A 19,649-nucleotide genomic window follows, 5' to 3' on the forward strand; every position below is an offset into this window, starting at 1 on the left:
TTAGTCTTCTAGAAAACTAGACCTCTTGTCTATAGCGGTTTTCGGCTTGAGTGTAAGACAAATCTTGTGGAGTGGGCTTCTTAGCTTCCCGGATATAAGACAGGCGCTAATCCCATCCCACAAGATAGGAGAACCGTAATTTGATTCAATTAAGAACCGTTATAGTCATCGGGTAACGAATGCAATTTTATACTAGCTTATAGGTGTCTGCGCCATTCTTGCCGCCATGCGAGACTTAAACGCTTCGATCATCTCTGGTGTAGCTTCAGTAGTTTGCCACGCTGGACGTACCATCAAGCGATCGCACCAAGCACTTAATTTTGGATAATCACTCAAGGACACACTTCCTCTCGGCAACCAAGGTACTACAGTTCCAGCCACAACCTCGGCTAAAGTTAGGTTTTGACTACCAAAGTAAGGGCGTTCATCTAATAAATTCTCAAAAAACTTCAGTACCGTTGACGCTTTCTGTTTTGCCTGCTCAATTTTTTCGGGATTTCCTTCTCCTAAGCCTAACATCATCGGAAATAGTGGAGATATAGCAGGCAATAACTCATTCACGGTGACGAGTTGTGCCATTCGGGCGATCGCCAAATCCTTCGCATCAGTTGGCAACATCGCAGGCTTAGGGTACTTCGCCTCTAAATAATCTAAAATTGCCAAAGATTCCACTATCTTAAAGCCATCGTCTACCAAAACTGGAATATGGTGGAAGGGGTTAAGCGCCAGATATTCTGGTTGAAACTGTTCGCCATCCAGTTTCACCTCCACCAATTCAAACTCAAGTTCTTTCTCCAACAGAGTAATCCAGACACGGCGCGAATTTGGAGAAATCGGATCGTGATACAGCTTCAACATAGAAAAAACTTACAGTTTTATAAATAGGGTGGGCATTGTCACCCTATACCCTACACTCAATGGAATGACTCTAACAACAAACAAAGAAAACTTGGAATACAATTCAAAGCTATTTGTGTTACTGTGAACAACTTAAAATTGCCTTCTTTGCCGGATATGGCAAATATTTGGCAGGAAACTCTCCAATGGACTCCTACTGTCCAACAGCAAGTGCAATTCCAACAGCTTTACGAATTCATACTACAGGGTAACAGCCAGCTTAATCTAACTCGCATTACCGATCCTCAAGAGTTTTGGGAAAAGCATCTTTGGGATTCTCTACGAGGAATAGCCCCTCTATTAAGAGATGGGGGAGATGAGGATGTAATTTGTGCCCCTACTCCTCCAACTTCTCTATCTTTTATAGATATCGGTACGGGTGCGGGTTTTCCGGGAATTCCGGTTGCGATCGCTGTAGCTAATAGTATTGTAAATCTACTTGATTCAACAAGAAAAAAAATTGCTTTTCTTGAAGAAACAAAGGCTGCGCTTGATTTGACTAACGTTAAAACTTTGACTGGTAGAGCAGAAGAAGTCGGTCAACAACCCCAGCACCGACAAAATTACGATGTCGCCCTCATTCGCGCTATAGGGACAGCTTCTGTGTGTGCTGAATATGCCCTGCCGTTACTTAAACAGGATGGTTTAGCTGTAATCTACCGGGGAAATTGGACAGAAGAAGAAACAAAAGTTCTAGAAAATGCCGTTGACCAGTTGGGTGGCATTATTGAATTAGTTGACAAATTTACAACTCCCTTAAGTGGAAGCATTCGTCACTGTCTTTACCTGCGGAAGGTAGCAACTACACCAGTCCACTTTCCCCGTCCTGTTGGTGTTCCTACCCAAAAGCCGCTTTAGAAAAGTGAGGGACTAAAGGAAAGGGAGAGTAAAGAAAAATTCCCTCTTTCTCTCCCTCTCTCCCTTATCCCCTACGCCGCTTTACCCCCCTCTACAAACCGTCTATTAATTTCCTCCCAGTTCAAGACATTCCACCAAGCACTCAAGTAATCAGCGCGGCGGTTCTGGTACTTGAGGTAGTATGCGTGTTCCCACACGTCATTGCCCATAATTGGGTAGTTACCTTCACTAAGGGGACTGTCCTGATTGGCTGTGGTTGCGACTGCAAGCTTTCCATCTTTGCTGCGGACTAGCCAAACCCATCCACTGCCAAATTGACTTGCACCAGCTTCGTTAAACTGCTTTTTAAAGGCAGCAAAATTGCCGAAGTTTTGTTTGATTGCGTCTGCGATCGGTCCTCTAGGTTCTCCACCACCCTTCGGCTTCATGATTCTCCAAAACATCGAGTGGTTCACATGACCACCACCATTATTGCGTACTGTTTTACGAATATCTTCTGGCACACTGTTAAGGTCACGCAGCAGCTGTTCAACAGTTCTGCTTTTGAGTTCTGGATTTTTGTCTAATGCTGCGTTTAAGTTTTTTACGTAAGTCGCATGGTGTTTATCATGATGAAACCGCATTGTTGCGGCGTCTATGTGTGGTTCAAGCGCCTCGTAGGCATACGGTAACGCAGGTAGCTGGATAGCCCCTGTTTTGCCGGGACTTGGTTTGTTTTGGCTTGGCGCATTTTGTGCTAAAGCACAAGCGTCTAAAGTAAAAGCACCCGCACTAGCCCCGAGTAAAACTAAGAAATGACGACGAGCAATAGCCATAATAGTGACTGTGGCAGAAAAATGTTATCTTCAGTTGTTATTTTCTGAAATTTAGACTAAAAACTATATCGATTTTCAATTTTAACCATAAGTAGACCCAAACACGTGTCAATTCTTAATACTGAATTTTAATAGTCTTAAAAAATGCTTTTATCATTATAAATACTGCTGCTTGTGTCCAAAAGTACTTTTTGCACCTTTAACTTTGCGATAACCGCTGCACAGCTTCACCTGCTAACATCTGATGTGCTTGTGCAAGAAGGCGAGGAATTTTGTCAGCATGAGGACTGTAACTAAGACATTGTTGCAAGTCTAGTGTATGTACCTCGTCTGCTTTGTTACCAGGAAACCAATGACTCGCATTGCCAAGTAGGTTGTAGCGCATTTTGGCATATTCTAGTAAGTCGTAGGCGATCGCCAAATTTCTTAACCATAAAATCACTGGAATATTTATCTCATCAGGTGTTTCCTCAAAAGTGGGTAAATTGAGGTGCCAAGTTTTCACCCAGTCTTCCCCCAAGGTAGCAATAGCTTCTTCCTCTAGGCGTGTCAAAATTGGTGACAAAATTTCAGATGCATTCTCCAACAAATCTAAAGTTTTCAGGTGTTCGTCAAAATCTTGTGGTTTTGCAGCCCCCAGACTCAGAGTATGTACCTGAGAGTGACTTAGACAAAACAAATCATTAAAAACCATCGGACTCAAAGGAGTGCAAAGATTAATTAATTTTTGTGGTGGTTTATATAGCATCCCTCCTTTATCAGATGGACTAATAATAAATACACCCATATCTTGGCTATTTGCTGCTTCAATAGCAGCCCAATTTACTTGATTGATGTAATACCAATGCAAATTGACGTAATCAAATTGATTAGTATGAATGCTTTGAATAATGATATCTGTTGATCCATGTGTGGAAAAGCCGATAAACCTGACTTTTCCTTGTGCCTGAAGTTTTTTTGCTACCTCCAAACAGCCGCCAGGACGGATAGTATAGTTTAAAAACTCAGCATTATTGATGCCATGTATTCCAAGCAAGTCAACATAATCTAACTGAAGATTTCGTAGTGAGGTTTCAAAATCATGCTGAAATTCTTTTGGATCTTCCTGAGGACCAATTTTCGTTTGAACAATTAACTCTTCGCGGGGAAACGTTGGTAAAATTCTCCCCAACTGCATTTCTGAACTACCATAACCACGGGCAGTTTCAATGTGATTAATTCCTAATTCAACAGCCCGTCGAATCGTTGCTTCTAGATTTTTCTGGTTATCAGCAGGTATTTGCGACTGCGGGACATCCTGCCATTTATACTGGTATCTCATGCCACCGCAGGAAAAAACAGGCATTTTTAATTCTGTGCGTCCAAATCGTCTGTATAACATCAGTGGATTCATGAGCGAAATCAAAAAAGAATTACAGCTACGGAAAATCCGAAGGCGATATTTAAGTTTAAACCTACTTTAACCTAAGCCCACGGTTTGAGTTACAACGGTTATGCTGGTAAAAGTGGCGGCTAACACAACACTTTTTTGAGTGTTAGGTTTCTTCCACACAAAATTTTCCACGGGTTGTACTCTCCCTAATATGTGAGGATATAACACCAGACTATAAGCGCACAAAAGAGATTAAAAGAAGGTGTTGAAGTGAAGACACTTTTGGTTATCGCCATTGGTTTCTTACCGTCCCTATTATCCCTGTGGTTGATGCGTAAAACCGAGGCTAGAACACGTTCACGGTTTAGACGAGCCGCTGCTACTATTTATCCTGTAGGGCGAGTGCAACAAAATAGGGTCAGTAATGATAGTGATTGTACAGAACGTAGTGCCTTTATGGGCGATCGCTATTATCTCGAAGGAGTCGGTTACCTTGTGGGCGACATCAGCTGCAAATTTAATGCTCGTTCTGGTTACTTGCGCTGTGCTGTCAATCCCACCGGACCATGTGAAGGTTGTCGGTTATATCAAGCAACGGAAACTGTTTCTAGAGAAAAAAGCTCATCTGAGTTGATGTAGTCAGTGGTGAAGTATCAAAGACGGGTTTTCCCGCCCTGATAGACTTCAACCTTGCATCAGTGCATTTAACAACTTATCAACACCAAATCGTATTGGATCTGTACAGGGTATTCCAGTTTCTGTTTCAGTTTTCGCGACAGCATCCAATGCTTGTGATTCATCTAAATCCTTCGTGTTCAAAGATATGCCAACAACAGGTACAGATGCAAATGCACCACCTGCACGGGCAACAGTTTCATAAAGTTTTACGACTTCTGATAAAGGCGGAATGGGTACACCATTAAGCACCTCAGTTTGTCCAGCACGATGGACGAGTATCATCTGCGTTGGTTGCGATCCTCTGATTAAGGGTAGCGTTGCAGTCGAACCGGGGTGCAGTAAGGAACCTTGTCCTTCAATATGCAAAATGTCGTAGTTTTTACCATAGCGCATGACCACCTGTTCCACAGCACCAGCGGCAAAGTCAACCCTGACTGCATCCAATGGCACACCATCCCCTTCTAACATCAAACCAGTTTGACCTGTGGCAATAAATTTAGAACGCAAACCCCGCAGGCGTGACGCCCAATGTAACTCCAAACTGGTTGACATTTTGCCCACTGACATGTCAGTACCTACAGTCAAAACTCGCTGACATGCTAAATTACGTGCCAAACCGCTAGCAACATCTAAGTTAGGTGGTTCTTTCCTTACATCCCAAATCACTTGCCCTGGTTTCAGCAATGCTTTTAAGTCTGGCATACTTGCCAATGGCGTGTGCAAACCGTTGACTATTGACATTCCCGCTGATAAAGCGTTCTTAAGTTCATGCCAATAATCATCTGGCAAAACACCTCCTTTAGGGGCAATGCCAATAACCAAAACCTGAGGCTGATATTCTAGCGCTGCTGCAACTGATGCCACTATTGGCACATCACGCTTGATACCCGTTAACTCAGTTAAAGATTTGCCTGCATATTCGCGGTCAATCACTGCGACAATTGGGGCTTCACTGTAGCGTAAAATTGACAGCCCAGTTTTGCCATGACGTCCCAGAAGTTCGTTATGTAGTAGGACAGCTACTCGTTGATTAAGCGCCAGACGCACTATTTTGTACCCCCAACCCTGGTAAATCGTTTGGTAAAATTTTCCCCTCGTGCATGTATGCACCTGTAAAAGGGTCATCTGTTAAATTTAAGTGACTATCTAAGTCGAGATAGTCAGCTAATGGCGCAAGTTGTGCTGCTGCTGTATTCGCTAGCGTACTGTCAGAATAGCAACCGAACATCACTTGCAACTTATATGCCCGTGCCGTATGTACCATTCGCATTGCCTCAGTTAAACCCCCTGATTTCATAAGTTTGATATTAATCCCATCTACACAGCTTGCCAATTTGGGAATATCGGAGCTGTTAAAGCAACTTTCATCAACAAAAATAGGTAAAGGAATTAGCCTTTTTAGTTCGGCTAAATGTTCTTCCTGCCCTTTTGGCAGTGGCTGCTCTACATACTTTACACCGATATCAGCAAGCCAATTGCACATAAATACTGCATCTTCCAAACTCCAACCCCCGTTTGCATCAACGTACAAGTCTCTAGCTGCTGCTTCTTCTCGCACTGCTATTAACATTTTTCGGTCTGCGTCAATACCATCCGGACTACCTAACTTTACCTTGAAAACACGGACATTCGTGAACGCGAGCCAATCTCGCGCCCTTGCTCTTGCGCCTTCTGGCGAATTGATACCAATTGTGACTGAAGTCGGCACTATGGCATCGCGATTGAGTCCCCAAATTTGCCACAAGGGTAGCCCCACACGCTTTCCCAACCAGTCGTGCATTGCCATATCCAGCGCTGCGACAGCAGATGAAGGTAGTAAAGCTTTTCTTAATATTTGCTCAATTTCTTGTCGTTGCAATGGACTAAATGCTTGGAAACAGGGCGCTACTTGCAGCAAAGCATCTTTTATAATCTCAGTTGACTGCGGATGAGTGCCTACATTGAACGGCGATGCTTCCCCCCAACCTTCGATACCATCGTGCAAAATTCTCACCCATATATTCGTGGTTTGTGCCGTTGTACCACGACTAATGGTCAAAGGAAAACGCTTATTGACAGTAAATATTTCTACTTTGATTTGCATAATTACGCTTAATATTGCGGTAGAACCGCTGACTTTCAACAAATCAAAGCTTATACTACAGCGTTTGTGCCGTTGTGCCACGACTCATGCTTAAAGAAAAGCGTTACTTATATTCAGCTTTATGTAAATAAATATTTCAATTATTAAAACGAACATAAAGAATTAGCTAGACTTTGATCATTCTTTAGATTCTCTTAACAAAATTTTCTCCGTACTTCTAATCAAGTCTGTTGCGGGTAGTCATACCTGCAACCTTTTTGTGAGTTAGAAGCGAGATTGATATAGCTCTAAAAGAATACTTTTTTGATTTGCTTTGATATCTCTCATTTTTTAGAAATTCCTATGACTATCGTTCCAGGTACAGTTGTTAAACTCCCCAACGGTCGTAACGGTCTGGTTATTCCTTCGCCCTGGTGGAAACCCGGTAGTGTGTTAGTGAAGTTACCGCGTGGTAAAAAGCGATGGTTCAGGGTAGATGAGTGTATTCCCATACCCTCAGGCTGGTGAGTCGCGATCACTCAAACATTGAAGAAGAAGTCAGAATTCAAAATTCAATCAGTGGGGGATTTAGACGAAGGATCTAAATTCAAAAAAGACAAGGATAAAAACGCGCCGAAGACTTTATCGCTGGGGTTGTTGGGGTAGCGATCTGCGCTCCGCGCAGCAGCGAAGCTATCGCCCTCACAAAAAGGTGACTCTTGAGCCTATTCCTCTTCTAAAAAAAACGATTTGATATCCTGTTTGTTGAATTGCTGAAAATTCTTGTATTGTTGGTTGTCCGGAAGTGGCAATCAAATCTGATATTTTTATATAGTTATAAATGTCTTCAATTTTATTATCCATAATATTTACTGATAAGATGTCGCTTACTGATAGTTTTCAACCAGAGAGATTTTCTGAGCAGCAACTTTTGGAAAAACTAAAAGAGAGCACGGAGGGAATTTTGTGGTCTAGCGAATCAGACTATCCATTAGAAGTCGTCTTTTGGGAAACTAGCACAATTAGCCCGGAGAAACTGTTGCAATTGACAAACAAACCCCCTGATACTGTAGTCACAGTCCAAGAAGGAGATAAGTTTTTTGCCAAGTTATTCAGGCAATATAAGCAATACATTTCCGAATCGAGTGATGAGGAAAGTGAAAAAGAATACAAAAGCTGCCTAGTAAAATGTCAAAAATTGGCTGACTTGCTCAAAGCCAATCTGACTGATATTCAATACTTTGATGTTGGTGGAAATCAATCAGAGATACATTTATATCTGATTGGCAAGTCTCCATCAGGCAACATATTGGGATTGTCAACAATCGGAATTTATACGTAACGAAATCATCAGTAACGTATTCTTCGTTATCATGCATGAAGATTGGCTTGTTCTTGCAACCACGGGTCAACAGGTTCTCCATCTTTACGACGCAATTCAACTTCAACAACCATAACTGATTTAGAACCAGGAGGTGCTGGTTTTTGATGAAAAATAATATCGTAATCTGCAGGATTATGATGACGTTCTTTTAACCAATCATGCACTTTTGTTGTCGCGAAAAATGATTGCCCGTTCTCAAACATCCGGGTAAGTTCCATCTGTAGAGTGTAAGGATTGAGTCTGCCCATTGTTAACTACCTTTGTTAATAATGATTTATGATCCAACACTTGCTGGGGCTAGCACCCAGATTTACCTGGCTTAAATTTCAGCCGCTGCTCGCTCTATCAATCGACGTGCTAAAGTTTGTGTACCTGTATGCTCGTAGTAATTCGTTGATATATCCAGCAACGCAGCAACGAAGTCTAGCTTATCATCAGCAACATCGACAAAACTTTGCAAGTGGTTGACGACCTTTTGTGGTGTCAAATGCTTTGAAGTAATTAGACTAGTCATCCAACCACTCACTGAATTGAAGCTTTCGCCAATAAAGTTGAGTTTGCTACTGGAATTGTTACCTGGAATTTCTGCTTTGATATTCGCAAAGGTCGAGTTTTGCTCTAACTCCTGAGGACTTATCTGATTAATTCTAGATAGTGCGCGGTTAATGAAGTCTGGACCTAGGGGTATCAAACCATCAAAGCAAACTAATGCAGCCATGCGGATGAACGACTCACCGCTGTATTCACCCAAAGACTTGACAAAATCCCCAATACTGTTTCCGGGAATACCGTTAATTTGGCAGAAAGCTACTAACTCAACAACTAGTTTTAAGCACAAATCTATGGTTTGTGCTTTATCAGCTTTGGGAGTGAGTCGGTTTAAAAAACCCAAAAGGGGAACTTTCTCACCCACTTTGTTTGCTAAAGCAGCTGCACCAAGTGCTTTATCTGTGCGTTCAACGGTCTGATAAAGCCACATGGCTCGTTGATATCCTTGAGAGCGATCGTTGTACAGATAAACGGCTCGTTCGCCAATTTGTTGAATCAGCCTTTCGTCGGTTTCGCCAGTTACAGTTTTGATGGTATTAACAAAGCCAACCACATTTTGCCACTCACCGGGAGCAATAAAATCGAGCGCGCGCAATGCAGAAACGGTCAAATTGCTGCTTGGTAGTTCATCAACTAATTTAGAAATTGATTTGCTCACAAATAGACCTCTTAAATTGTTTTTTGGTTACTCAGGATAGAGAATGTGTCTGAACGATAGGCGCGCGGCGCGGCTAACCAAAAGTGCGATGGCGATCGCCTACGGCGGATACTCCCCACCATCCCACCTTGCGCGACTCCAGAAAGGAGAATCGGCTTCGCCGGACACTCCATGTCATAGCACCTCGGAGTGACTTTGAAGTAATGAGCGCATCCACGCCTGTTAGATCTTAACTTTTCTTCTACGAATGTAAGGGTTCGGAAAACCTCATAACCTATAGTTGATGAGTTGCACTCAAAGTTAAGCTGTAGCTAAGGAAAAGCGTAAAAGCTTTCTAAGTACGGTAACCTGTAATGCGAAATCTATTAGGTAATCGTTAAAATCAAAACAAGAAAGCGAATTGAGGAGCCACCAACGATGCAAGTTACATACGATTCTGATAAGCGCAAATTGCTATCATCTCTGTGTCATGGGGCGATTTTTTTTAGTACAGCATTATTTTCGATTGGTGTTCCAATTATAATTAACTTAATTTCTGACGATCCGGTTGTTAAAAGCAACGCTAAAGAATCTATTAATTTTCACTTTAATGTTTGGTTTTGGGCAATACTAATTGGAGTTCCAATCGGGATTTTATCTTTTCTCACATTCGGTCTTGGCGGAATTTTGTTCTTCCCCGTTGTTGCTTTTGGCTTTTTACTGCACTGGGGACTGACAATTTGGGCGCTGTTCCACTGTTTCACCAACCCTGATGAACCGTTTCGTTATCCATTTATTTTTCGAGTTTTCTAATTATATTGACTTAAGATAAAGTTTTTTTTGGAAAAGGGATTGAGATAAAAATCCCTTTTTATTTTTTGGATGCGTAGACTACTCTCCCCAAGCCTACGACACATCGGAACCTCACCCTGCCCGACAGGGCAGGGTGAGGTTTTGAGCAAGATGTGTGTACATAGTAGCCCCGCAAGCTGTCTTCGGGCAAAGGTTCATCAAAATCATCAGGTACTGTAAATTCTCCAGCACACAAACCAAATGGTCGTAATTGCTTGTTAGTATTTGTAATTGGTTTTAGTTCGGCAATTGCTTTGTCTGCTTGGACAATGACAAAGCTTTTACCTGCTTGAACTTGATTAAGGTACTTTAAGGGATCTCGTTTGATATCGTCAACTGTGACTCTCTGCATCCTTTGTACTTCGGCGTAGTGGTGTAGAGATAGTACATTCCTTAAGCCAATTTTAGTATAAAGTACCTACCCACAAGGGTGAAGCACTTACTCAGTAATTTAGACTAAATTGGGAAATATTGCCCAACACTGTTATTTAAAAAGTCAAAAGTTTCTTATGGAACCATCACCACACGAACTAAACCAACCCAAATCAAAAGTAGAAAGTCCTACCACGTTGCTTAAGCGCTTTAGTGCTGGGGCGGCAGTCGGACTGATAATTGCTGCATTAAATTGGGGTAGCTATGCCTATTTTTTTGACAATCCCATACCGCTAACCAATGGCATTATATTCTGTTTGGGACTGACAATCATCTCCGGGTTAATGACACTCAAATGGGGCTACAACACATTGGAGTCTTTGTTGCAGTTATTGTCGTAGTGTTAACAGACGTATACGGGGTTTTCTGTTCCAATGCTTACCTAACCCAGCCTACAAATTTATTCAAAGTTTTTAGGCAGGCAAGATGCCTGCCCTACAAGAAAATACAATTAACCCAAAGCCGATCGCAACTCACTCCGCGCTTGTTCCAACGCCTCTGGTAATTTACTCGCATCGCGTCCGCCTGCTTGTGCAAGATTCGGACGTCCGCCGCCACCACCGCCACAAATTTTGGCGATCGCACCCACAAATTTCCCTGCTTGCAACCCTTTCTTGTTCACTTCTGAACTAAAAGCCGCAACTAAGCTGACTTTCCCTTCTTCTGGAACAGAACCCAGCACCACCGCACCATTGCCAAGTTTTTGCAGCAAGCGTTCGGCTACAGTTTTTAAGGACTCTGGATCAACGTCTTCCATTTTGGCGATGAGAATTTTATAATCGCCGATGGACTCGACTGTTTGCAGCAAACTATCTGATTTGGCGATCGCAAGCTGTGACTTAAGAGTTTCTAATTCCTTCTGGCTGGTTCTAAGTTCGTTTTGCAGAGTTGTAATTCTGTCGGGGAGTTCTTCGGGTCTTACTTTGAAGCGATCGCTCAAATCTTTCACGACTTTATCCCGTACATTCAGGTAATCTAGTATCGCAGCACCAGACACAGCTTCAATCCGCCGGACTCCTGACGCCACACCAGCTTCAGAGATAATTTTGAAAACGCCTATCTCCGCAGTATTACTTACGTGCGTCCCACCACACAGTTCCATCGATACACCAGGAAAGTCAATCACGCGCACTTCTTCGCCGTATTTTTCCCCGAACATAGCGACAGCACCTCTGGCTTTTGCTTCTGCTAGAGGCAAAATTTCCACTTTGGCAGAATGTGCTTGGGCTATCCAAGAGTTCACCAGTTCCTCAACTTGGTGTATTTCATCTGGTGTTAAAGGACGCGGACAGTTGAAGTCAAACCGCAACCTGTCAAATGAAACGAGGGAACCTGCTTGCGATATGGAGTCATCAACAATTTTTTTCAACGCTGCTTGCAGTAGGTGAGTTGCGGTGTGGTTCGCTTGGAGACGACGACGACAAGCTTTATCAATTTGCGCGGTCACAGCATCTCCTACTCGGATTGTACCGCGTTCGATGCGTCCGAAGTGCACAAAGAAATCAGATTCTTTTTTCACATCGTGAATTGTCACGAGGACACCATCACCAGAGAGATAACCGCGATCGCCAATTTGTCCCCCCGACTCTGCATAAAATGGAGTTTGGTCGAGGACAATTTGCACGTCTGTTCCGGTTTCTGCTTCTTCTTGGGAGACGCCACCAATCAACAACACTTCGACTTTGGATGTCGCGACAGGTTGGGTGTATCCGATAAATTCTGTCGCTTGGATATCTTCTGCTAGCTTGTCCAGAGAACCTTGCACCGTTAAGTCGATTGTTTTGTGTGCTTCCTTGGCGCGTTCTACTTGCTTTTGCATTTCGACATCAAAACCCGCCTCATCAACCGTGAGGTTATTTTCAGCAGCAATTTCTTGAGTCAGTTCTAGAGGGAAACCGTAAGTATCGTACAAGGTGAAAGCACTTTCCCCACTAATTTGGGTTGCGCCTTTGCTTTGCACCTGTTGGATAATTTCTGCAAGCAGTTCTTCACCGCGTTCCAAAGTTTTCAGGAAGCGAGACTCTTCTCGTTGCAGTTCTGCTTTGATGGCGTTTTCTCTTTGCCGGACGTTGGGGTAAGCTGATTCGGAGAGGGCGATCGCAGTCTCAGCAACTTGGGTAGTAAACTCTCCACCAATTCCAATCAATCTTCCATGACGGACAACCCGACGAATCAGGCGGCGCAGAATATAACCTCGTCCCACGTTTGAAGCGCGGATTTCATCGGCTATCATGTGAACGACTGCACGAATATGATCTCCAATCACTTTTAAGGAGACTTTGGTTTTCTCGTCAGCTTTGGTGTAATCTATCCCAGCAATTTCTGCTGCTGTTTTGATAATCGGGAAAACCAAATCAGTTTCGTAGTTGTTGGGAACTCCTTGGAGAACTTGCGCCATCCTCTCCAAACCCATCCCGGTGTCGATGTTCTTGTTCGCCAGTGGTGTTAGGTTCCCTTCAGCATCTCGGTTGTATTGCATGAAGACGAGGTTATAAACCTCAATAAATCGGGTGTCGTCTTCTAAATCTATGTTGTCATCGCCACGTTCGGGGTGGAAATCATAGTATATTTCTGAGCAGGGACCACAAGGACCAGTAGAACCCATTGCCCAAAAGTTGTCTTCCCTCAAACGTTTAATTCTGGCTTCCGGAACACCAATTTTGTCGCGCCAGATTCCAAAAGCTTCGTCATCTTCCTCAAAGACACTAACAACGAGTTGTTCTGGTGGTAAGCCAAAGACTTTTGTTGACAACTCCCAACCCCAAGCTATGGCTTGTTCTTTGAAATAGTCCCCAAAGCTGAAGTTCCCCAACATCTCAAAGAACGTGTGATGCCGTTTGGTGCGTCCGACATTTTCGATATCATTGGTGCGGATGCATTTTTGGGAAGTCGTCGCCCGCTTGAATTCTGGTGTCCGCTGTCCTAGGAAGATGGGTTTAAATGGTACCATCCCCGCGATCGTCAGCAGTACGGTTGGATCTTCTGGAACGAGGGAAGCACTCGGGAGAATTTGGTGTCCCCGTTGGGCGTAGAAGTCAAGGAATAAGGCGCGAATCTCGTTTCCGCTCTTGTATTGGGGATGAAAAGACATGGGTATTTACAAAAATAGTGTCAACTAATAAAGTTTCTGAGTTCCGAGTCTTGAGCAATAAATTATAAGTTCTGAGAAAATCTTGATTTATTTTCTCCTAATTGTCTTGATTCTACTCAGCACTCATTAAGTACGTTTATATATTTTTGCATTTTGTTTCAGTTTACGACCACTAACCTTTGCCAAAAGCGCAGCTTATGTAGGTATTGTGTCGTGTCACAGTCACCTAACTTTAGTAGGATGAGCGATCGCGCTGACGATGATTACAATCAAAGCTGAGAAAAAAATCAAAATTCCCTAAAAGAGGTAAATTATGGCGTTAAAACTAACTGTACCAAATATTTCTTGTCAAGACTGTGCAACAACTATTACCGAGTCCATCCATACAATGGAACCCGACGCCAAAGTGGATGTGGATGTGGAAGCGAAAACTGTGACTGTAGAATCTAAAGCTTCTGAAGAGTCTATCAAACAGAGTATTGTTGCAGCCGGTTACCATATTGAAGGTTATCAATAACTGCTCTGACAAAAGAATGCGACAGATATGTAGTAGCGCATCCAGACTAAAATATTGGGTAAACAAGCTTGCAAAAACTCTCATCCTAGCTATCCTCAACCCAAGATTTTAAGTTAGACGTGCTAGTAGGTTGGGGAGGAAACTTCTGTCTGGAGAGTACAGTACCTGCCGTGGGGTCTCCCCCTACTCCTTATCTCCACAGGGAACCTCATTCATCCCCACGGAGTGGGAATCCCGAAGCCCCTGCTTACGGTGATCAGATTTCTTCCGTGACATACTCCTACACTGACTGAGTACAGTACAGTGTAGGCTTCTCAGCGACTCCCGGTATCCCGTCGGACATTAACTGAGCTTTAAGAACGCGATGCCCCAGCGCTCTATTTCTTATATTTATTGCAGCATTATGGTCGCGGTCAAGACTACAACCACATTGGCAGGAATGCCATCTTTCATGCAGCTTCTTAGGAACCTTGACGCCGCAACTAGAACAATCTTGTGACGTATTCTTAGGATTTACAGCTATTACCAACAAACCAGCATTTTCGGCTTTGTTTGATAGTATTGACAGGAAACTTGACCATCCCGCGTCATGCATAGATTTTGCTAGCCGCGTCCTTGAAAGTCCTTTAACATTTAAGTCTTCATGAACGACAACATCATATTTTGACAACAGTTGTTTTGCTGTTTTAAAGTGGAAATCTTTGCGTTTATCAGCAACTTTCTTGTGTTGCTTGCCCAACTGTTTTACTGCTTTACGTTTACGATTACTTCCTTTTTTACGCCGCGATACCCTTTTTTGGATAACTCGTAGACGTTTCTGTGCTTTACGGTAATGTTGGGGGATAGCGACAGGTTCACCTTCAGAAGTTGTCAAAAATTCTTTCAACCCCATGTCAATCCCTGTTATTGAATCAGGGTTGATGTCAGGTTTAACTGTAGGAACTGTTAGGTCTTCGAGGCTTAAAGTCACATAGTAGCCATCTGCTTTTTTGGTAACAGAAACAGTTTTTACCTTGAATCCAGCAGGGATAGAACGATGCAAGATTAGCTTAATCGCGCCTAGTTTTGGCAAAGTGATCTTGCCACCAACAATGCAATTTTCCTTGATCCTGGGATAGGAAAAAGTTCGATAACGTTCACGAGACTTAAACCTAGGTCTACCACTACGTTTACCGTTACTGTCGCCGCTTAAGAAGCGTTCAAAAGTTTTCTTAACTCTTCCTACGACATCTTGCAGAACATCCGAATACACTTCCTTGTAATGAGGATGAGTCTTCTTTAATTCTGGAAGCGTTCTTTTTTGACCATAATAATCTGGATTGTCTCGTAACTCTGGGAGATAACAAATAAGAGGACAAGCGTTGACAGGACAACGATTTTGTTCATACCAATTAAACCTGTCCGCCAGCAGATAGTTGTATTGAGCGCAAAGCATAGACAACCATTTGTCTATATCCCTTGCTTGTTGTTTTGTTGGGCGTAGTTTGTACTGATATGCAGTCCTCATTTGTTCCTCACCTCCTAACACATCTATGCTAACATTAATGAGGGAACATTGGTGGAACGTATGAAAAACAAAGAGTTAAAAATACGGATTAGTGAACGTAGGCTCAATAAAGTACGCTTATATGCAGCTCACGCTGATAAGACAATGACCCAAGTGATTGAGGAGCTTATTGACTCGTTAAAAATCCCGGAGATTGCTAATCAAGGCACTGTCCGTTTCACTCTTCCCGCAAACAGTGAAATCGACTCAACGGACGTACCTTGACTCGCGCCGGACATTCCTCTCACCGCTCATCTGAGTACAGATAGAGCGGGAGGCTCCTGTCCGAAATAGCTGAAGAATTTCCCTAATTATTTGATGTTTTCGCCAAAGTCAGATGCTCTCCTTTGTGCTTCCTCAACTCCGGCATTCAGTGCTTGGTACGCTGTTTCGTAACAGCCGAACAGGCATGAGTCAAAATCGGCGATGGGGAATGGGTTGCACTCTAATACGTTATGGATAGCAATCGCATAAGAATATTTCTCTTTAGCTAAAGGGTGAAAATGTACCGCCACGAACCACGGTATATTCATTCCCAACTCAAATGTAGTCCCATCTTTTTGCAGGATTGGTTTGTCCATTGTCGCTTGAACCCCTCGTGGCTAAGTGATGCCAGGCGCTGACCTAATATAGAAGCGAACAGGGTATCTTTCTTAATTATGTGCGGAAAGCAAAGCGTCTGTGTGAGAGAATCGTCATGAAATTGGCCAACAAACAGATGCTTCCTAGCACCAATAAAATGTATGTGGGAGCCATAACCACTCCCATCATAAACCAAGCAAATACATGCAGTATCATCAATAGAGCAAAGAAACTAGCAATTCCAGCACTTTGCCATATCTGAATAGCAGGACGACTCAATAATGTGAGAATTATTGTTGATAAGGTAGAAATCAGGTTGGCTGGAATGAGAAAGGCACAAATGCCAATGCAGTAAGTGCTTGAGAATGCTGTCAACGTGTTGAAATCTAACATTAATTTTCCTGGGTTAAGTTGCCAAATTTTATATAGATTTTTATGGATATTTGTACTTGTATCCTAAAGATTTGTTGGACTTTCAAATATTTGTAAGTTGATAACCGAAACTACTCTGTAAATTCAACCCAAGTGAAGATCCACTAAAAATTTGAACCGTTAAGAAGTTGGTGGTTCAGAAAACGAAACTGATCAAAAAGGGCTAATCAATAGAAGGCTTCTACATTGTATCGGAAGACGATTAAGGCGTGCTTGCCCTGCTCCTCTTTCAGTGCCCAAAAGATAGTGTCAGATACTTCTGGTGAAACAATAGTTTTGATTTCAATGTTAGTATTGTAGCCTGCTAAATCTGCCAAGCGTCTTCCATGCCCGCCCTCACCTTGTACTTGACTAATGGTGTAACCGCTGACACTGTGGCTTTTTAGTAGCTTAACAATACGGTCTTTGAGTACTGTCTCACCAATGATAGTGATCAGGACGGCAGGTTCGACACCAAAGGCTAAGTTTGTTATGGAGAACTCCAAACAATAGGTTTTGGCTTCTAAAGCTTAAGTTTTTATCCGCAGTCCAAATGTTGTATCAAAAAGGCTCAAGCATTCTTGCCTGAGCCACTGCTAAATAAAATTAATTTGCTATATTAATGAGTTAGCTCAAAGAGCTAAATCTATCAAGCTTAGTAGCGGTTACGGAAGCTATTATTTCCCCCCCGATTACCACCACCAAATGAACCTCTTTCTTCTCTAGGCTTAGCCTTATTAACTTTCAGGTCACGTCCCATCCACTCAGCACCATCAAGAGCTTCAATGGCAGCTGTTTCTTCAGCATCTGTACCCATTTCCACAAAACCAAAGCCGCGCAAACGACCTGTTTCACGGTCAGTAGGTAGCTGAACCCGCTTTACAGAACCATATTCTGCGAAAACCGCATTCAGACTTTCTTCTGTAACTTCGTAAGAAAGATTGCCTACATAAACTGACATAGAGTGTCTCCGAAATCATAAGTGTGTAGAGATTTAAATTTCGGAGAAAAGTTTGTAAATACCAAAAACAAAAAACCTGTCAATACTAAAAACAAACGCTGTTAACCGAATTAACTCTCACCTCCCATCATGACATAGCAGACAACTTTTAGGGAGGAAGTTGGAAAAATCGTTATATAAAGTTACATAAGCAATTGATAGCTAGGTATGATATGGCACACCTTGGAGGCATAATTTCTAGAGTTTAAATTTGATGTAGACACTGGTTGAGACGGAAAGCTCCAAAAACGAATCAGACCCTTCCTATTCTTTGTTTTGCTTGGAAGCTTCAGCCTGCAACGAAGTAAGTCCAAGGGTACTTCACCACATCATCATTTATAGTTAGTCTTGTGTTACATTAGCATTACTAGCACTCGCAAAGTATTGAACAATTGAGAGGAAATCATTATCGTCATTCAAAAGCAACTCATTAACTCGCAAATCAAGTCGCCTCAAGTCTTCTTGATTGACCATGAGAATAATAACCGTGGTCTGACCGATACACATGAAGCTCTACAGCTAGCACAGAGCCTAGAGCTCGACCTAGTTCTAGTCTCGGAGGGCAAAGACGCTCCAGTTGCGAAGATTCTTAACTATGGTAAGCTTCAATATCAAAAGAAAAAGCGTCAGGGACAGAGTGCTAGACCTACGGTAAAGGAAGTTCGGCTGCGTCCTAACGTGGGTGTGGCTGATTACAACTTACGCATTGAGCAAGCAAGTCAGTGGTTGAGTAAAGGCGATTCAGTAAAGTTTGTTATTCGTTTACGAGGACGAGAAAATCAATATCGTGAACAGGCTGGAGAAATGTTAGAGCGGATTGTAACTGCTCTGAGCCAAGTGGGTAAAGTGCAGTCGCTTGATAAACGCTCACTAGTTGCTCAAGTCATTCCTGCCTAAATTAATTTTTTAGGAATATTTAGTCAATCCAAGTAGCCAGAGGAACTGCTTAGATACGCTGGCTACTGTAATGCTACCGTGTGCTGTAACTAAATGCACCAAACGCAAGGGGCGTGGGAGAAGCTATATCACACGGGTTTTGCTAATGCAGATCAGGGATGGGCTTTAGAGACTTAGCAATATATTAACGCTTCACATAAAACCATAGTTGCAAGCTTGAAAGCATGACCCTGAGGAATGGAACAATTGAAGATGGCAGGGATACTTCTTTGAGAATCCAAGCTTTGAGTACTTGCAGAACTACTGGGAGATGGTTCCTGCAAGTGCAGATAGTTATTAAGAAGTTGTTCACTAAGTTTCCGCACTGAGGGATTACTTGTGTGAGTGGAGAGCTAGTTGATTGGAATAGGTAGCGTTTAAGGTGCCACAGATTTTGCAAAAATCTTGCTTGTCTATAATGTTGTCCACTTATCTTGATTCACAGATTGCACCAATAAAAATTGATGTTATCTCATCACTCAGAATTCAACAAAAAGTCCTTTATTTTAGCGACAAAAGCCAATAAAAATAATGTAGCTTACCCTTGTATATTTTTAGTTTGTACGGTTTTCTACGGAGAGGTGCCAGATATGAGTTGAACCATTGGCGTTGCATAATTGAAGTATGAATTACGCGATCGCCTCAAGCTTGTGGGCGCTATGCGCCCACAGCGCCACGGAACCGTGCTTGAGATAATATATTACTAATCGAATAGACAGTTTCAGCATTTCCTCGGACTTAGAGTAACAAAAAGTTTTACGATGTAGTCGAGCCAGATAATGCCTAAAACGGCTATTTTCGCCTTCGACTCTCGTCATATAAGTTTTGCTGACCCTTACGGGTTCGCCAGTCGCTTCAACGGGGGGAACCCCCGCAACGCGCTGGCTCACAATATGGTCTTCATTACTGATAAAACAAGGGTAAACTGGGTAACCATCTGTCACATAAAAATAAGAATGCCAACAACTTATAATCCAATACAGTTCAGTTAAGCCTCAAAGTCAGGTAAAGTAAGCATTATTCGCAAGCA

The 19,649-nt window shown here is 42.6% G+C and carries 24 protein-coding genes and 1 pseudogene; 8 read left to right on the forward strand and 17 right to left on the reverse strand.

Going from position 1 to position 19,649, the window contains the following annotated elements:
• Positions 1-192 precede the first annotated feature (192 nt).
• Complete coding sequence (locus DP116_RS14540) at positions 193-858, reverse strand: glutathione S-transferase family protein (RefSeq protein ID WP_169155870.1); 666 nt, start codon at positions 856-858, stop codon at positions 193-195.
• Between the two features lie 123 nt (positions 859-981).
• Here DP116_RS14540 and rsmG point away from each other — a divergent pair, with 123 nt between their 5' ends.
• Positions 982-1,755, forward strand: a complete 774-nt coding sequence (gene rsmG, locus DP116_RS14545; protein ID WP_169155871.1) for a 16S rRNA (guanine(527)-N(7))-methyltransferase RsmG — start codon at positions 982-984, stop codon at positions 1,753-1,755.
• A 71-nt stretch (positions 1,756-1,826) separates the two neighbouring features.
• On the opposite strand, the gene DP116_RS14550 is transcribed toward rsmG, so the two are convergent.
• Together DP116_RS14550 and DP116_RS14555 are read right to left on the reverse strand one after the other, a co-directional pair.
• The gene (locus DP116_RS14550; protein WP_169155872.1) at positions 1,827-2,570 is read right to left on the reverse strand and encodes a superoxide dismutase; all 744 of its coding nucleotides are present in this window, start codon (positions 2,568-2,570) and stop codon (positions 1,827-1,829) included.
• Between the two features lie 199 nt (positions 2,571-2,769).
• Positions 2,770-3,951, reverse strand: coding sequence for an aldo/keto reductase (locus DP116_RS14555; RefSeq protein ID WP_169155889.1), 1,182 nt, complete (start codon positions 3,949-3,951; stop codon positions 2,770-2,772).
• A 321-nt stretch (positions 3,952-4,272) separates the two neighbouring features.
• On the opposite strand from DP116_RS14555, the gene DP116_RS14560 reads away from it, so the two are divergent.
• The gene (locus DP116_RS14560; RefSeq protein ID WP_246275630.1) at positions 4,273-4,581 is read left to right on the forward strand and encodes a DUF6464 family protein; all 309 of its coding nucleotides are present in this window, start codon (positions 4,273-4,275) and stop codon (positions 4,579-4,581) included.
• Positions 4,582-4,626: 45 nt separating this feature from the next.
• On the opposite strand, the gene DP116_RS14565 is transcribed toward DP116_RS14560, so the two are convergent.
• Both DP116_RS14565 and DP116_RS14570 read right to left on the reverse strand, forming a co-directional pair.
• Positions 4,627-5,667: a DUF1611 domain-containing protein gene (locus tag DP116_RS14565; protein WP_169155874.1), complete on the reverse strand. Its 1,041-nt coding sequence runs from the start codon at positions 5,665-5,667 to the stop codon at positions 4,627-4,629.
• Positions 5,651-6,703, reverse strand: coding sequence for a dipeptide epimerase (locus DP116_RS14570; protein ID WP_169155890.1), 1,053 nt, complete (start codon positions 6,701-6,703; stop codon positions 5,651-5,653). Before DP116_RS14570 ends, DP116_RS14565 begins: the two co-directional genes overlap by 17 nt.
• Positions 6,704-7,045: 342 nt before the next feature.
• On the opposite strand from DP116_RS14570, the gene DP116_RS14575 reads away from it, so the two are divergent.
• A complete protein-coding gene (locus tag DP116_RS14575) occupies positions 7,046-7,210 on the forward strand; it encodes a hypothetical protein (RefSeq protein WP_169155875.1) in 165 nt (54 codons plus the stop codon).
• Between the two features lie 174 nt (positions 7,211-7,384).
• Here the strand turns inward: DP116_RS14575 and DP116_RS14580 are convergent, their stop codons facing one another.
• Positions 7,385-7,546, reverse strand: coding sequence for a protein-tyrosine phosphatase family protein (locus DP116_RS14580; protein ID WP_211173273.1), 162 nt, complete (start codon positions 7,544-7,546; stop codon positions 7,385-7,387).
• Between the two features lie 16 nt (positions 7,547-7,562).
• On the opposite strand from DP116_RS14580, the gene DP116_RS14585 reads away from it, so the two are divergent.
• Positions 7,563-8,024: a nuclease A inhibitor family protein gene (locus DP116_RS14585; protein WP_169155876.1), complete on the forward strand. Its 462-nt coding sequence runs from the start codon at positions 7,563-7,565 to the stop codon at positions 8,022-8,024.
• A 29-nt stretch (positions 8,025-8,053) separates the two neighbouring features.
• Here DP116_RS14585 and DP116_RS14590 read toward each other — a convergent pair whose 3' ends face one another.
• The 3 genes from DP116_RS14590 to DP116_RS14600 all read right to left on the reverse strand — a co-directional run bounded on the left by DP116_RS14590 (position 8,054) and on the right by DP116_RS14600 (position 9,446).
• Complete coding sequence (locus DP116_RS14590) at positions 8,054-8,314, reverse strand: hypothetical protein (protein ID WP_169155877.1); 261 nt, start codon at positions 8,312-8,314, stop codon at positions 8,054-8,056.
• 71 nt (positions 8,315-8,385) lie between these two features.
• Positions 8,386-9,273, reverse strand: coding sequence for a hypothetical protein (locus tag DP116_RS14595; protein WP_169155878.1), 888 nt, complete (start codon positions 9,271-9,273; stop codon positions 8,386-8,388).
• 11 nt (positions 9,274-9,284) lie between these two features.
• On the reverse strand, positions 9,285-9,446 hold the full coding sequence (locus tag DP116_RS14600; RefSeq protein WP_169155879.1) for a hypothetical protein: 162 nt from the start codon (positions 9,444-9,446) through the stop codon (positions 9,285-9,287).
• Between the two features lie 244 nt (positions 9,447-9,690).
• On the opposite strand from DP116_RS14600, the gene DP116_RS14605 reads away from it, so the two are divergent.
• The gene (locus DP116_RS14605; RefSeq protein ID WP_169155880.1) at positions 9,691-10,065 is read left to right on the forward strand and encodes a DUF4870 domain-containing protein; all 375 of its coding nucleotides are present in this window, start codon (positions 9,691-9,693) and stop codon (positions 10,063-10,065) included.
• A 58-nt stretch (positions 10,066-10,123) separates the two neighbouring features.
• On the opposite strand, the gene DP116_RS29315 is transcribed toward DP116_RS14605, so the two are convergent.
• Positions 10,124-10,456, reverse strand: coding sequence for a type II toxin-antitoxin system Phd/YefM family antitoxin (locus DP116_RS29315; protein ID WP_169155881.1), 333 nt, complete (start codon positions 10,454-10,456; stop codon positions 10,124-10,126).
• Between the two features lie 157 nt (positions 10,457-10,613).
• On the opposite strand from DP116_RS29315, the gene DP116_RS14615 reads away from it, so the two are divergent.
• Complete coding sequence (locus tag DP116_RS14615; protein ID WP_169155882.1) at positions 10,614-10,877, forward strand: hypothetical protein; 264 nt, start codon at positions 10,614-10,616, stop codon at positions 10,875-10,877.
• Positions 10,878-10,987: 110 nt separating this feature from the next.
• Here DP116_RS14615 and alaS read toward each other — a convergent pair whose 3' ends face one another.
• A complete protein-coding gene (gene alaS / locus DP116_RS14620) occupies positions 10,988-13,627 on the reverse strand; it encodes an alanine--tRNA ligase (protein WP_169155883.1) in 2,640 nt (879 codons plus the stop codon).
• Between the two features lie 313 nt (positions 13,628-13,940).
• Here alaS and DP116_RS14625 point away from each other — a divergent pair, with 313 nt between their 5' ends.
• Complete coding sequence (locus tag DP116_RS14625) at positions 13,941-14,144, forward strand: heavy-metal-associated domain-containing protein (protein ID WP_169155884.1); 204 nt, start codon at positions 13,941-13,943, stop codon at positions 14,142-14,144.
• 280 nt (positions 14,145-14,424) lie between these two features.
• On the opposite strand, the gene DP116_RS14630 is transcribed toward DP116_RS14625, so the two are convergent.
• The 5 genes from DP116_RS14630 to rbp all read right to left on the reverse strand — a co-directional run bounded on the left by DP116_RS14630 (position 14,425) and on the right by rbp (position 17,644).
• Positions 14,425-15,651, reverse strand: a complete 1,227-nt coding sequence (locus DP116_RS14630) for an RNA-guided endonuclease InsQ/TnpB family protein (protein WP_169155885.1) — start codon at positions 15,649-15,651, stop codon at positions 14,425-14,427.
• 350 nt (positions 15,652-16,001) lie between these two features.
• Positions 16,002-16,271 (reverse strand): hypothetical protein, encoded by a 270-nt coding sequence (locus DP116_RS14640; protein ID WP_169155886.1) that lies wholly within the window; start codon positions 16,269-16,271, stop codon positions 16,002-16,004.
• Positions 16,272-16,347: 76 nt separating this feature from the next.
• The gene (locus DP116_RS14645) at positions 16,348-16,665 is read right to left on the reverse strand and encodes a hypothetical protein (protein ID WP_169155887.1); all 318 of its coding nucleotides are present in this window, start codon (positions 16,663-16,665) and stop codon (positions 16,348-16,350) included.
• A 206-nt stretch (positions 16,666-16,871) separates the two neighbouring features.
• Positions 16,872-17,189 carry a P-II family nitrogen regulator gene (locus tag DP116_RS14650; RefSeq protein WP_211173274.1) on the reverse strand — a complete coding sequence of 106 codons (318 nt, stop codon included), beginning with the start codon at positions 17,187-17,189 and terminating at the stop codon, positions 16,872-16,874.
• Positions 17,190-17,338: 149 nt separating this feature from the next.
• A complete protein-coding gene (gene rbp, locus DP116_RS14655; protein ID WP_169155888.1) occupies positions 17,339-17,644 on the reverse strand; it encodes an RNA-binding regulator in 306 nt (101 codons plus the stop codon).
• Between the two features lie 468 nt (positions 17,645-18,112).
• Here rbp and infC point away from each other — a divergent pair, with 468 nt between their 5' ends.
• Positions 18,113-18,580, forward strand: coding sequence for a translation initiation factor IF-3 (gene infC / locus DP116_RS14660; RefSeq protein WP_343038321.1), 468 nt, complete (start codon positions 18,113-18,115; stop codon positions 18,578-18,580).
• 668 nt (positions 18,581-19,248) lie between these two features.
• On the opposite strand, the pseudogene DP116_RS14665 reads toward infC, so the two are convergent.
• Positions 19,249-19,602: pseudogene (locus DP116_RS14665) on the reverse strand (IS1 family transposase); the annotation flags it as partial.
• Between the last annotated feature and the right edge of the window lie 47 nt (positions 19,603-19,649).

It is taken from the genome of Brasilonema bromeliae SPC951 (assembly GCF_012912135.1).
GTDB classification, from domain to species: Bacteria; Cyanobacteriota; Cyanobacteriia; order Cyanobacteriales; family Nostocaceae; genus Brasilonema; species Brasilonema bromeliae.